The sequence below is a fragment of the Spiroplasma endosymbiont of Ammophila pubescens genome, assembly GCF_964020965.1.
GTDB lineage: Bacteria > Bacillota_I > Bacilli_A > Mycoplasmatales > Mycoplasmataceae > Spiroplasma.
The window spans coordinates 646742-661050 of sequence record NZ_OZ026611.1; the positions used below are offsets into that span (position 1 = coordinate 646742).

12 protein-coding genes and 2 pseudogenes are annotated in these 14309 nt (G+C 27.3%); 13 read left to right on the plus strand and 1 reads right to left on the minus strand.

The features are described from left to right. The first annotated feature begins 1 nt into the window (after position 1). Positions 2-982: an ABC transporter ATP-binding protein gene (locus tag ABNT63_RS04060; RefSeq protein WP_348736667.1), complete on the plus strand. Its 981-nt coding sequence runs from the start codon at positions 2-4 to the stop codon at positions 980-982. Positions 983-1105: 123 nt separating this feature from the next. Next, on the plus strand, positions 1106-2701 hold the full coding sequence (locus tag ABNT63_RS04065; RefSeq protein WP_348736669.1) for an MATE family efflux transporter: 1596 nt from the start codon (positions 1106-1108) through the stop codon (positions 2699-2701). An 88-nt stretch (positions 2702-2789) separates the two neighbouring features. Here the strand turns inward: ABNT63_RS04065 and ABNT63_RS04070 are convergent, their stop codons facing one another. Then, positions 2790-3905, minus strand: coding sequence for a GNAT family N-acetyltransferase (locus ABNT63_RS04070; RefSeq protein WP_348736671.1), 1116 nt, complete (start codon positions 3903-3905; stop codon positions 2790-2792). Positions 3906-4140: 235 nt separating this feature from the next. Here ABNT63_RS04070 and ABNT63_RS04075 point away from each other — a divergent pair, with 235 nt between their 5' ends. The 11 genes and pseudogenes from ABNT63_RS04075 to ABNT63_RS04125 all read left to right on the plus strand — a co-directional run bounded on the left by ABNT63_RS04075 (position 4141) and on the right by ABNT63_RS04125 (position 14252). Next, a complete protein-coding gene (locus tag ABNT63_RS04075) occupies positions 4141-4536 on the plus strand; it encodes a hypothetical protein (RefSeq protein ID WP_348736673.1) in 396 nt (131 codons plus the stop codon). Positions 4537-4607: 71 nt separating this feature from the next. Continuing rightward, the gene (locus ABNT63_RS04080) at positions 4608-4778 is read left to right on the plus strand and encodes a hypothetical protein (RefSeq protein WP_348736674.1); all 171 of its coding nucleotides are present in this window, start codon (positions 4608-4610) and stop codon (positions 4776-4778) included. A gap of 160 nt (positions 4779-4938) precedes the next feature. After that, a pseudogene (gene rplU / locus ABNT63_RS04085) lies at positions 4939-5229 on the plus strand (50S ribosomal protein L21); the annotation flags it as partial. Between the two features lie 261 nt (positions 5230-5490). Next, entirely contained in the window at positions 5491-5805 is a 315-nt protein-coding gene (locus tag ABNT63_RS04090; RefSeq protein ID WP_348736675.1) for a ribosomal-processing cysteine protease Prp, read from the plus strand. A 2-nt stretch (positions 5806-5807) separates the two neighbouring features. After that, positions 5808-6098 (plus strand): 50S ribosomal protein L27, encoded by a 291-nt coding sequence (rpmA, locus tag ABNT63_RS04095; RefSeq protein WP_348737153.1) that lies wholly within the window; start codon positions 5808-5810, stop codon positions 6096-6098. A gap of 84 nt (positions 6099-6182) precedes the next feature. Beyond that, a complete protein-coding gene (locus ABNT63_RS04100) occupies positions 6183-6497 on the plus strand; it encodes a hypothetical protein (protein WP_348736677.1) in 315 nt (104 codons plus the stop codon). Between the two features lie 254 nt (positions 6498-6751). Next, complete coding sequence (locus ABNT63_RS04105) at positions 6752-8323, plus strand: sodium-dependent transporter (protein ID WP_348736679.1); 1572 nt, start codon at positions 6752-6754, stop codon at positions 8321-8323. Between the two features lie 3 nt (positions 8324-8326). Beyond that, positions 8327-8479 carry a hypothetical protein gene (locus ABNT63_RS04110; RefSeq protein WP_348736681.1) on the plus strand — a complete coding sequence of 51 codons (153 nt, stop codon included), beginning with the start codon at positions 8327-8329 and terminating at the stop codon, positions 8477-8479. A gap of 313 nt (positions 8480-8792) precedes the next feature. Then, positions 8793-11459 (plus strand): valine--tRNA ligase, encoded by a 2667-nt coding sequence (locus ABNT63_RS04115; protein WP_348736682.1) that lies wholly within the window; start codon positions 8793-8795, stop codon positions 11457-11459. Then, positions 11440-12773, plus strand: a pseudogene (gene trmFO / locus ABNT63_RS04120) (methylenetetrahydrofolate--tRNA-(uracil(54)-C(5))-methyltransferase (FADH(2)-oxidizing) TrmFO). The gene ABNT63_RS04115 and the pseudogene trmFO overlap by 20 nt, the downstream one beginning before the upstream one ends. Before the next feature lie 60 nt (positions 12774-12833). Next, entirely contained in the window at positions 12834-14252 is a 1419-nt protein-coding gene (locus tag ABNT63_RS04125; RefSeq protein WP_348736684.1) for an NADP-dependent glyceraldehyde-3-phosphate dehydrogenase, read from the plus strand. The last annotated feature ends 57 nt before the right edge of the window (positions 14253-14309 follow it).

Sequence of the window (14309 nt, forward strand, 5' to 3'; positions counted from 1 at the left end):
TATGAAAACAAAAAAAAGTAATTTTACACCAAATCCTGATTTAGCAATCGAGATTCATGGATTTACAAAAAAAATTAAAAAATTTGTCGCTGTTGATGATATTAATATGAATGTTGCAAAAGGGAAAATTCATGGTTTTATTGGACCAAATGGTTCAGGAAAAACCACAACAATTAAATCATTAGTTGGAGCAATTATTCCAACAAGTGGTAATTTTAGTATTAATGGTTTAAAAGCGAACTCACCAGCAGCAAAAAAAATTATTGGATATATTCCTGAAAATGCTCGGTTTCCAAAACATTTAAATGTTTATAAATATTTAATTGAAATGAGTTATTTACGAGATGTTAAGTATAAAGAAGCAAAAGTAAAAACAAAGCAAATCTTAGAAAATCTAAATTTATGAAAATTTCGAACTAAGAATCCTAATACATTTTCATCAGGAATGAAGAAAAAGGTCTTATTAGCACAAGCATTAATTGCGAATCCAAAGGTCCTAATTTTAGATGAACCAGCGGCTAATTTAGACCCAACTGCTCGCCAAGAATTATTCAATGATTTAATTAAAGTTAAAAACCAAGGAAAGACAATTTTAATTTGTTCACATATTTTAACTGAATTGCAAGATTTGGCTGATGAGATTACAATTCTAAATTATGGTAAGGTTGTGTTTTCGGGTACTGTTATTAATTCAACCCAAAACTATTATCAATTTACCGTAATGGAAAAACCAATGTTAGCAAGTTTAGAAAATGTTGTAAAAAAATTAAATCTTCCTATAATTGAAAAATTAGAAGATGGTTTAATTTTACATTTAGAAAATGGTAATGAACAAATTAAAGAAATTGCTTATCGTGCTTTTGAAGAAAAAGTAATTTTAATTACTATTAAACCATTTGTAACAAATATTACCGAAATTTACGATCGTGTTGTTTTTTCAGTTAATAAAAATTTTGGTAAAGCAAGTGCATTAAGTAATTAATGTTAAAAAACCTTAGTAAAATAATTTTTTTGAGCTATAATTATAACGAAGATTATTAATGTAGTTTTAAAATTACTTTACATCGTAAGGTTTTTTTATTTTTTTATTAGGGGGGAAATTAATTTGTCAGAAGTTTTAACAGGTCGTGAAAAAAAATTACGGTTTGAAAAACCTTGAAAAACAATAGCATACTTTTGTGTTCCAACTGTTTTCTTAATGATTGTTCAAGGGTTATACAATATTGTTGATAAAAGTTTAGCATTATCATTTGCCGCACCTGATTTAATTCATGATCAATTTTATATTGATGCATATAATCAGTTAAAAAATATTAGTGTTACAGAAATTCCTTTAGCTGATATGCGGTCATTTATTAATGTTGCAACTCAATATGCTTCACAAACATATAACTTACAATGGTCGTTTAGTATTATAATTGGAATGGGTTGTGCAATGAATTTTTCAATTGCTTATGGACAACGTGATATTCCAAGTATGCATCGAATTGCAGGAAATGGTTTTTCATTAACAGTTCTTTTTTCAATCATCGTCGCATTTGCAATTTTTTGTATTGTATTTCCGGGATGAAACGCCATATTTATTACTTCTCAAATGGGAAAATATTATAATCCAATTACAGAAAGTTTATGTTGAGAATATTCATTTCCAATGTTAGCAGCAGCAGCAATGATGTTTTTAAGTTATTATTTTATGTCGTTAATTCGTAGTGAAGGACGAATGAAATGAGTAATAATTATGATTTTAAGTTCATTATTAATTAATGCTGCAGCGGCCATTTTCTTTATGAGAGTTTGTCATTTTGGAATGTCAGGAGCAATGTTGGGGACAGTTTTTTCTTGAACAGTACAAGTAATTTGAGGATTTATTATTGTTTTTAAAACAAAAAATAGTTATTCAAAATTTTACTGAAATGACTTATTTCAAATTGAAGGAAAAAATATTGCTAATTTTACTAAAGCAGGATTACCAAATTTTATTAATAATGTTGCTTTAGTAGTTACATCTTATGTTGCAACATCCCTTGTTGTTCAGTTATCAAACCAAGAATATCATAATGGGGTTGCTGTTTTGCAGGAACTTTATTCTTCAATTGTGCCATGAATGACATTAGTATTATCAGCAGGGGTTGGTGTTACACAAGGGGCTCGTAGTATTATTGCTTATAATTATGGGGCAAAAAAGAATGCTCGAATTTGAGAAGTTTTAAAACGGGTTAGTTTATTAATTATTATTTGATTTTGTTTAATGTTAATTGTCTTTATTATTTTTGGAAAAGATATGATGATGTTATTTGTTTTTCCTGAAAAATATGCAACGAAATATCGTTGATGAATTGTTTTAAACTTTATGACTTATCCATTTTGTTCATTAACTTATATTGCTTTAACGTTGTTCCAAGGAATTAATCGTTCCTTTTTAGCAACATTTACAAGTAGTTTACGTTCAATTGTTGTAATTTTACCATTAATTGGAATTGGTTTTGGCGTTAGTCAAGCAATTGGAAATCCAATTTTCTATTATGTCTTTATTGGTTTAAATGATTTAATTTCAGCAGCAATTATTATTCCAATTTTAGTTTACTACTGAAGAAAATATCGTAACAAATTAGTTGATGAACCTGATCCATATTTTAATGAATATCAAGAAGATTTACGAACTAAAAAAGTTTTAAAAGTGAAACATCAACAAAAAAAATAACAAGGTTTGAATAACTAAAATAGACACATAAAATTAATTTTATGTGTCTATTTTATTGAAGATTATTTGTTATTAATTATAAGATAAATTAATTATTATCATCTCTTTCAACTAAAATTACTCATTTATCTTTTATTGAAAAACTATAACAGTTTTGGTGATAATTGTTAATAGCAAAATCATTTAATCCTTTAAAAGCCATTAAATATTTATTATCAGTAATTTCTTTATTACATTTCTTACAACTAAAATTATTTATCATATTATTAATTGCTGTTTGGTTCATTGTTTGAAGATGTTTAATCTTACCACGACTAATTTTGGTTGCAATTTGACTTAAATTAGTGCTTTTTGTTTTTGTAATGTATTCACTTAAATATAAGTTAATTTGACGAAATCCTAATTTGTGATAAACATTATATCCTTGTGATGTTGCAATCAACCCAACCAAATCGTAACCTTGATTATAAACACGATTAATTAAATAATTCATCATTAGTTTTGCTAATCCTTGTTGGCGAAAATTTTGATGAGTTGAAATATCATCAATAATTGCAATATCTTTTTCAAAATAAATATTTCCAGTTGCTGCAGGAAGATCATTTTTATATAATAAATCAATTTCAACGGTATTTTTATTTTTATTTAATTTTAATAAAGTTTTATAAAATGCATAATCTCAACTTTTTGGTCCCATTGCACTTTCAAGAATTTTACTAAAATCATTTAATCGTTTATTATCATTAACACGTCGAAATTTAAGATTTTTATCAACTTTTAATTTTACTTTTTTTCATTTTGTTAAATCAAGTACCATTCCAACTAAAATTTCATTTTGAATAAATCCTAATGATTCAAAAAAAGCTTGTTCTTTTTCATCAATTTGTTCACCAATGGTATATCATAAAAAGTCTAAGTCATTATCAACATAGTCTTTTACTAACTCTTTAACACGTGTAGCATCTTCTTGGTAATCTAATTGGGTACTAATTGCAATGGTATATGTTTTATCATCATTGTTGCTAATATCGGTCATATAAATTTCATTTTCAGTATCAATTAATTCATTTCGAATTCGTTTATCTTGAAAGGGATTGGTCATATAACGGACAAAATTTTGTGCTAATTTTGTTGCCTCATACTCACCTTTAATTCGAAACATTCGCTTAATTTTCGGATTCTGTCGATACTTTTTTTGTTTCATTTTTTCATCCACCTTAAATTATATATATTATATCGTGTTTTTAAGGAAACTAATATTAAAATATGTTGATTTTAAAAATAAATTTAATAAAAGATTATTATAATTTTTCTTTATTATACCTTATTGACACTTTACATTAAAAATTGTAAAATCAACCACGATGTAGATGATTTTAAAAATAGAAATAATATTTTTAAAATAAATTACTTTGCTTATATAAAAAGGGAAATTTAATATGAAATTTATTTCAGAAATAAAGTCTACCTTTAAAAGAAGTTATAAATCAGTTAAAAAAGAGCTTAATATATTTTTAAAAAAACTTGGTTTTAATAAAGATGAAACTATTAAAATATCAACTAAAATTTTTGATCACATTGATGAAACATTAGAAACATATGTAAATAGTGGAATTAATGTTGAAATTGATGCCGAAGCATTAGAACCAATATTTAATGTAAAAAATAAAAATATTGAAAACAATAAAGGATATAATCAAGATTATGCTAATGAATATAAAAAAATATTTAATGAGGTTAATAACTTTTTTCCAAAAGATAGAAAAGAATTAAACAAAACGAATTCAAGATTTACTGTTGAACAAGTTGAGGAAGATGAAACATATAGTCGATAATAAGAAATAATAAGATATGTAATAATAATAAAATAGTGATAAAATTAACAAAAAGATTGGAGTGCAAATAAATGGGAACGTATATAAACATTATGGGGACATATCGTGAAATTACTTGTGATTGTGGAAAAAAATGCAACAAAATTAATAATTTAGATCCAGATTGTAAAGTATGCAATAGTTGCGAAGAATGTTGTAATTGTAATAAAAAAGAAGAACTTGTCTTACAATCTGAAGAATAATTTATTTTTAAGAAAAACATAAAATTTATTGAATTTTTTTAAGATAACGATATAATTAATTATGGTTGTTTCAGTTTCAACCGCTCTTTGACTTTTAAGTACCTAAAGGATATGCAATACTTATCTACTTACAAGGCGAGTCTAAACTGGAGGTGTAAAAATGTTTGCAATAATTAAAACTGGAGGGAAACAACTTCGTGTTTCTCAAGGTGATGAAATATTTATTGAAATGTTAAATGGTAATGAAGGTGAAAAAGTTAATTTCACTGAAGTTTTAATGATTGATGGAGAAGTAGGAACTCCTTTTATTAAAGGGGCATCAGTAGCAGGAACAATTTTAAAACAAGGAAAGCAAAAGAAAATTGTTGTTTTCCATTATAAACCAAAGAAAACACAACATAAAAAATATGGGCATCGTCAGCCATATACAAAAGTTAAAATTGATCAAATTTTGTTATCAGGTTCTGCTAAAGGAACAACAACAGATGCCAAAGCTAAACCTACGGTAACAAAATCAACAACTGCTACAAAGTCAACTGTAAAACCTGTTGCTGATAAAAAACCAGTAACAACAGAAAAAACAGCAACAACAAAAGCAGTTTCTTCAGGTGATAAAAAACCAGTAGCGGCAAAGCCAGCAGCTAAAAGTTCATCAACAACATCAGCAAAAAAACCAGCATCAAAAACAAAACAAAGTGACAAGTAAAACATTATGATTAAGATTATAATTACGAAAATTGAGAAAAAAATTAAGAAAATTGAAATTACTGGTCATGCTAAAGCAGCTGAATATGGTAAAGATCTTGTTTGTGCTGCAATAACAGGAATTGCAATTGGTGGTTTAAATGCAATTGATCAAATTAAACCAAATAGTTGTCAATTCATTGTTAAGGAAGGAATAATTATTATTACAGTAAAAAATAATATTGCTGACTTACAAGTTATGTTACAAACAATTTATTATCAATTTTTAACAATTTATCAGCAATATCAAAAATTTATTAGTGTAAAGGAGGTTGAAGAATAATGATGAAGTTCGCATTAGGCCTACAGTTATTTGCTTCAAAAAAAGGAGTAGGATCGACTAAAAATGGTCGTGATTCACATTCAAAACGATTGGGTGCAAAAAGAGCTGATGGCCAAACAATTAGAGCAGGATCAATCATTTATCGTCAACGTGGAACAAAAGTTCACCCAGGAGTAAATGTTGGGCGTGGTGGTGATGATACCTTATTTGCCTTAATTGATGGTATTGTTAAGTTTGAAAAATTTGGACGAAATAAAACAAAAGCATCAGTTTATCAAAAACAAGTTAAATAAATAAAAAAAATACTAATTTTTTGAAAAAAAGTAGAATTAGTATTTTTTTATGGTTATAATATATCTATTAAAAGGAGGATTAGAATGATTTGCAATAAAAAAACTTGAAAAGATTGACAAGTTTATTATAAATTATTGTTTGCCATTTTAATCGGTTTTAGTTTTTTTAGTGTTGTTTTATCAATTCAATATATTTATATCATAGGTTCAATTGTGATGATTATTTATTTCTTATCTTTTATAAAATATCAAAGTGAGATAACAGGAACAAATATTTATCAAGAACAAAATCTTTGAAAATTTTATTTTTATCCAATTATTGGAAAAATTATTAATATAGTCCATGGGAAGTGTCATTATCAAACAGGGAAGGCATGCCCCTATCAATATTTTTCTTAAATGTGCATCAAGTATTTGCAGGAGTATTTGGTGCACGATGATTTCTGAACACGGTGATAGTTGTTTCAGAATTAGTTTTCTAAACTAAAACTATTATTCAATTTTTTAGAGACAGAATTATAATAATAAGAAAAATTTGAGAAAGAAATGCAGCGATATTTTTTTATTAATCAAAAGAAATATTATTCGTTAACGACAATTATTAATAATTTATTAGTAATTGTTTTTTATTTTTAAAAGAAAGGAATTAAAAAATGAAAAAAAAGAAGCATATTAGCAAGTTTGGTTTTATTGTTTCTACATTAGGGGCAGCAATTGGACTTGGTAATGTATGGGGGTTCCCCACCTTATTAAAGCAAAATGGAGGTTTAGCATTTTTTGTTTTATATATTTTAGCAATTATTACTTGTGGCATTCCGTTATTAATTTTAGAATTCAACATTGGTAATATGCGACGTAAATCGTTAATTAATATTTTTGATAAAGAAAATCCAAAAGCAAGTGGGTTTATCGGTTGATTTGAATCAGCCTTTATGTTTATTGTCGCTAATTACTATACCGTATTAATTGGTTATGTTTTAATTTCATTAATATTAAATTTTACATCGTCAATTAACACACCATTATGGTTTGATAATAATATTTTAAATCCTGGTGGAATTGGTGTAGCCGGTAATGCTAATTTTCAATGATTAGCATACTTAGCCTTTATTGCAATTGTTATTATTGCTGGGACAATTGTGATGTTTCGAGCAAAAGGAATTGAAAAAGCAAATGTTATTTTTATTCCAGTTTTATTTGTTATTTTATTAGTTTTAGCAATTTACGTTTTAACAATTCCAGGAGCATTAGAAGGACTAGGAACAGTTTTAATGCCAACGCAAAGAACCTTAAGTTCCTTTGGTAACTTGCAAGTATGAAGTGATGCCTTTGGATTAGGTGTGTTTACGGTTTGTGTTGGTTCAGGATTTATGATGTTATTTGCTGGTGCAGCACCAAAAACACAGGATAATACAAATAAAGCATATATTTTATCATTTGGTGTTTTAGCAATTTCACTTTTAACATTAATTATGGTTTTTGGTTCAGCAGGCATTTTAGTTCATGAACAAAATCCTGGATTAATTACGATTGATGATTATACCAAAGCAATTGATGAAGCGTTTCCAAAGAATGATGGTGCTAGTTTTATCTTTAATGTTTTTCCACAAACTTTTAATGTTATTAATAAACAAACCTTTGTTGGTTTTGGAAACTTTTTAGGCATTTTATTTTTTACAGCATTATTATTTGCTGGATTAAGTAGTATTATCGCAATGATTGAAGTTGTCATAAATGGAATTTTTTCAAATTACAAGGTAAAGGGAAAACAAGTTATTATTATTTTAATGATTTTAATGGCTGTCATTGGTTTAGTCTTAATGTTTAAAGATACTAACCAATTACTTTATTCGTTCCAAGCTTTATCTGGTAGTGTTAATATGTTAGTGATGGCTTTAGTTGAAATTATTTTATTTATTCATATTTACAAAAAATTACCAATAATGATTGCCTACAATAATGCACATTCGTGAATTAAAATTGGTAAAACATATAAATTTGCTATTTCGTATTTAACACCATTGTTGTTAGCAGTTAATAGTGTTTTTATGTTTTATGTCTTTATTAATTCAGGGTTATCAAAACCTTGATGATTATCAGTATTAGCAGTATTATTAGGAATTATTATGCCGTTAATATGTAGTATTTTATCGGTTACTGTGTTAAAAAAATATCAAATTAAACCAGTACCAGTTGGAATGTGACAAGAAGGATTGGAGAACTAAATGATGGCAACTTGATTAATTATTACATTGACGATTATTATTGTGTTGTTTCTTGTTTTATTTGGCGGATTTGTCTTTTTTATGTATAAAGATTGAAACAATAATATTAAAAGGGCAGAAGACACAAAATTAGAAAAAAATAAAAATAAAAGTTAATTATAACTTTTATTTTTATTTTAGAATAATATTCTTGGAGGAACAAAAAAAGGTTGCAATTAATTGAAAAAGAATTATAATAAAACCATAAATATTAGAGGAGTAATTAAAAAAAATAGTTCAGAGAGTTAATTGATGGTGTGAAATTAGTCTATTGTTTTAATGAAGGTTGCTAAATATTTTAACTTGATATTTTAATTAAGGTAATAAGTGATACTTATTAAAAAAGGATGGTACCGTAATTATTTAGAAAATAATTGCTCCTATTATTTTATTTAAATAATAGGAGTTTTTATTTAGAAAGGAAACAAAAATGGGAAAAGAATTAACAAAGAAATATGATCATGCCTTGGTCGAAACAGGAAAATATCAATTTTGAAAGAAAAAATGTTATTTTACTGCAGATGTTACAAGTAAACAGTCAAAGTTTAGTATTGTTATTCCACCCCCAAATGTGACTGGGAAATTACATTTAGGTCATGCCTGAGATACAACATTGCAAGACTTGATTATTCGCTATAAAAAATTACTAGGATTTGATACTTTATATTTACCAGGAATGGACCATGCGGGAATTGCTACACAGGCAAAAGTAGAAGAACGTTTACGTATAACAAAAAATATTTTACGACATGATTTAGGACGAGAAAAGTTTATTGAACAAGTTTGAGCATGAAAGGAAGAATATGCTGAAATTATTCGTGAGCAATGAGCTAAATTAGGATTAGCATTAGATTATTCACGTGAGCAATTTACATTAAATAATAATTTAACATCAGCAGTACAAAAAGTTTTTATTGATTTATACCAAAAAGGATTAATTTATCGTGGTAAACGAATTATTTCTTGAGACCCTGTACAAAAAACCGCTTTATCAAATATTGAAGTTATTTATCAAGAGCAACAAGGCAAAATGTATTATTTTAAATATTTTTTAGAAAATAGTACAAGTGAGTTTTTGACAATTGCAACAACACGCCCAGAAACAATGTTTGCTGATCAATGTGTTGTTGTTAACCCAAATGATAATCGTTATCGCAAATATTGAAATAAAAAAGTGATAAATCCAGCAAATGGTGAATTGCTTCCTATTATTTGTGATAATTATGTTGACCAAGATTTTGGAACGGGAGCAATGAAATGTACACCAGCACATGATGCTAATGATTTTGAAATTGCTTTGCGTCATCATTTAGCAATGCCAATTTGTATGAATTTAGATGGGATAATGAACGAATTGGCTGGAAAATATCATCACCAAGATCGTTTTACTGCCCGTCAAAATTTAGTTCATGATTTAGATCACCAAAAGTTAATTGTTGAAATTAAAGATCATTCTCATCAAGTTGGTTTTTCAGAACGAAGTGGTGCTATTGTTGAACCATATTTATCAGACCAATGATTTGTTAAAATGGAATATTTTGCTGAAAAAATTATTAAATTTCAATCATCACCAAATAAAATTCAATTTTATCCATCTCGATTTAATACAACATTAATTAATTGAATGAAAAATGTTCAAGATTGATGTATTTCACGGCAACTATGATGAGGACATCAAATTCCAGCATGATATCATAAAGATGATTCAACAAAAATTCATGTTGGTTTAACTCCACCAGATAATAGTAAAAATTGAATTCAAGATGGAGATGTTTTAGATACTTGATTTTCATCAGCATTATGACCAATGACAACTTTAGGATGAAATTGAGATAAAACATTATTTCATCGCTATTTTCCAACTAATGTTTTGGTGACTGGTTATGATATTATTTTCTTTTGAGTTTCAAGAATGATGTTTGACTCATTAGAGTTTACAAAGGAAAAACCATTTAATGATGTTTTAATTCATGGTTTAATTCGTGATGAAGAAGGCCGAAAAATGAGTAAGTCATTAGGGAATGGGATTGATCCGATGGATGTTATCAAAGAATATGGTGCAGATACATTACGTTATTTTTTAGTTACAAATAGTGCACCAGGACAAGATTTACGTTTTTCTTTAGAAAAAGTTAATAGTGCTTGAAATTTTATTAATAAGTTATGAAATGCTGCTCGTTATGTTGAACTGAATTTAACAAGTGATTTTAAACCATTGGTTAATTTTGAAACAGAAATTAAAAACTTATTATTAAACCATCAAGAAAATGCTATTGATCAATGAATTTTAACTGAATTAACAAAAACAATTGCTAAAGTACAAACGAATATGGAAAAATATGAATTTGTTTTAGTTGGCAAAGATTTGTATGATTTTGTATGAAATAAGTTTTGTTCATGATATATTGAATTAACAAAAGTTAATTTACAAAGTAATAATGCCACAATCAAGAAGATAACAATTCAAACATTGTTTTATGTTTTAAAACAAATTTTAATTATGTTACATCCATTTATTCCATTTGTAACAGAAGAAATTTATCAAAAATTAAATTTGAAAGAGTCAATTATGTTAGAAGTTTATCCAAAAATTAATTTTAATTATAATGTTGATTATTTGAATTTAGTAACGGAAATTGTTGCTGCAATCCGTGAATTGCGAAGTAATTATCAAATTAAAAAAGAAGATATTATTGAAATTTGATTTGATCAAATAAGTAGTAAAAATAATATTACCACAAATGTTATTGCATTAATTAATGAATTTATTTTAAAAATGGTTAATAGTAAAGTGATGGGCGTGCTTCAAAAAAAAGATGCAAACCAAAAATATGCCACAATTCCATTGACGAATGTTATTTTAGAAGTTGAATTGAATGATATTGTTGATGAAACAGTAGAACAACAAAAAATCAATGGGGAATTAACTCGTCTCGAACAAGAACTAGAACGAAGCAAAAATATTTTAAATAATCCAAGTTTTTTAGCAAAAGCAAATCCTGAAAAGATTAAATTTGAACAAGAAAAATATGCCCAATATTTAGAACAATATCAACAATTAAAAGGAAAAATAACAAATGGCAATTCCAACGATTAACATTATTGGGGCTGGATTAGCAGGAACCGAGGCAGCGTATCAATTAGCACGACGAGGTTTTAAGGTTAATTTATATGAAAGTAAACGATTAATAAAAAATCCAGTGCAAAAACAAAATTCCTTTGCAGAATTGGTTTGTTCAAATTCGTTACGTAGTGAAAGTTTAACGAATGGTGTTGGTTTATTAAAACAAGAAATGCTAGCATTTAATTCATTAATTATTAAAGCAGCTTATGCAAGCCGTGTTCCAGCTGGGGAGCATTAGCTGTTGATCGGAATTAGTTTTCAGAATATATTACAACATGGTTAACAAATAATTCAAATGTCACTTTAATTGATCAAGAGGCAACAACTATTGATGATAAAGCAATTACATTGATTGCTTCTGGACCCTTAACAACATCAAAATTTCAAATGACCATTCAAGGATTATTGGGGCAAGAATATTTTTACTTTTATGATGCAGCCGCACCAATTATTACAAAAGAAAGTATTGATTTTACTAAGGTATATTATAAATCACGTTATGATCAAGGCAATAGTAAAGATTATATTAATTGTCCAATGAGCAAGGATGAATTTGAATTATGAATTAAAGCATTAATTACAGCAGAAACAGTAGCTTTACATGATTTTGAAAAAGAAATTTATTTTGAAGGGTGTATGCCAATTGAGGTAATGGAAAAAAGAGGGATTAAGTCATTATTGTTTGGACCATTAAAACCAATTGGTTTAGAAACCACAAATGGTAACCGTCCATATGCTGTTGTGCAATTACGTCAAGATGATGCAATTGATACATTATATAATTTAGTTGGTTTTCAAACTAATTTGAAGTTTCCAGAGCAGCAACGCCTTATTAGTATGATTCCAGGTTTAGCAAATGCTCAGATTGTACGATATGGTGTTATTCATAAAAATAATTTTATTAATTCTCCAATTTTATTAAATCAATTTTTACAAGTAAAAAAAAATCAGAATATATTTTTTGCTGGTCAAATTATTGGTGTTGAAGGATATGTTGAATCAGTAACCACAGGAATTATTAGTGCCCTAAATATTGCAAGATTATTAAATAACGACCCAATGTTAACATTTTCACCCGAAACAATGATGGGCGCATTAGTGAATTATATTATTAATGCTTCGAAAACTAATTTTCAGCCAATGAAAGCAAATTTTGGCATTATCCCTCCCCTTGAACAACATTTTAAAAGTAAAAATGAAAAATATTTAGCATATAGTGAACGTGCGTTAACAACATTAAAACATTTTATTATAAACAATAATTTAAATGTGGAAAGTATCTTTTAATAATTTTAAAAAAGCATAAAATATAAATAGAATAATGCAGAAAGAAACGAGGCAGTAAAAATGAATTTGGAATTGAATGCATTAATTAATGGTGAATTAATCAATAATGGGGATTGATTAGAAATAATTTCACCAATTAATAATAAGCCATATGGCCGTGTTCCAGCTCTAAAAGAAAAAGAAATAAATGAAGCGTTTAAGTGGGCTCGACAGTCACAAAAAGAATGAGCAAATTTAACTTTATTTGAACGAATTAGTTATTTGCAAAAATGAGCAAAATTATTAGAAAGTCATAAGACAGAGCTTGCGAAAATTATGGCCCATGAAATTGGAAAAAGTTTAAAAGATGGTCAAGTTGAAGTAGAACGTAGTATTGAATATATTGATTACACAATTGAAGAAGCAAAACGAGTTTTTCCAGAAACATTAACTGGGGATGGTTGAAATATTAAAAATAAATTAGGGATTTTTTCTCGTGTTCCAAAAGGTGTTATTTTGGCAATTTCACCATTTAATTATCCTGTTAATTTAAGTATTGCAAAAATTGTACCAAGTTTAGTTGTTGGTAATACTGTTGTTTTTAAACCGGCAACAAATGGCAGTTTAACTGGGTTATATATGGCAAAATTAACTTTTGAAGTTGGTTTTCCGAAAGGTGTTTTTAATGTTGTAACTGGTCGTGGACGTGATATTGGAGATTTATTAGTTTTAAATCCTGAAATTGATGTTATTTCATTTACTGGGTCAGTTGTTGTTGGCAATCATATTCGCAAATTAGGACATGGAAAAGACTTAGTATTAGAATTAGGAGGAAAAGATCCAGCTTTAGTATTAAAAGATGCTGATTTAACAAAAGCAGTAAAAGAAATTGTTGCTGGTGCTTATGCATATTCTGGACAACGTTGTACGGCTGTTAAGCGAGTATTAGTAGATGAAACAATTGCTGATGAACTAGTAAAATTATTAAAAATAGAAGTTAGCAAGTTAGAAGCAGGTTCGCCATTAGATAATAAAGTTATTATTCCTGTCATTGATTTAAAAGCTGCAGATTTTGTACAAGGTTTAATTGATGATGCTTTAGTAAAAAAAGCAACATTAATTCTTGGTAATCAACGAAAAGATAATTTAATTAGTGCAACTTTAATTGACCATGTTACCTCAGAAATGCGATTAGCATGAGAAGAACCATTTGGTCCAGTCTTACCAATTATTCGTTGTAAGAATGTTGAAGAAATGATTACTTTAGCAAATAAATCAAATTTTAAATTGCAAGCATGTATTTTTACAAAAGATATTAATGCAGCATTTAATATTGCTAATGAATTAGAAACAGGAACGGTTAATATTAATGGTCGTACTCAACGAGGACCTGATTCATTCCCGTTTTTAGGAATTCATGATTCTGGACAAGGAGTTCAAGGGATTCGTGAAACAATTAATTCAGTGACACGTTTTAAAGGATTAGTAATTAATTATTAAAAATAATCTTTTTTAGTTTTATGATATATTATAATTATAAGTAGGTGAAAGTAAAAA